Below are 265 nucleotides of genomic sequence, written 5' to 3' on the forward strand. Positions count from 1 at the left end.
TACCAGGGGGCGCTGAACAGCAGGCCACGCAAGTGTCTCGGATTCAGGCAACCGTCTGTGGTGTTTGCAGAGCTAGGATTGGCGGCTTAGCGTTGCACTTCGGAGTTGAATCCGCCCATTAATGGGGAGCTGATATTCGTTGCCTTCGTACATATAGCTGCCGTTGGCGATACGGTTAGGCCAGGGGATCGACCCTGTACACGATTCTGTGTAAATGCCTTTTCTCAGAAGTGACCGTCCAGGCGGTCACCGAACTCGATAATAA

General features: G+C 53.6%; 1 pseudogene. It reads right to left on the minus strand.

Going from position 1 to position 265, the window contains the following annotated elements:
• Nucleotides 1-117: 117 nt before the first annotated feature.
• Nucleotides 118-189, minus strand: a pseudogene (locus ACSZPU_RS26545) (hypothetical protein); the annotation flags it as partial.
• Between the last annotated feature and the right edge of the window lie 76 nt (nt 190-265).

Source organism: Phytobacter sp. V69 (assembly GCF_965644215.1).
Classification (GTDB): domain Bacteria; phylum Pseudomonadota; class Gammaproteobacteria; order Enterobacterales; family Enterobacteriaceae; genus Phytobacter.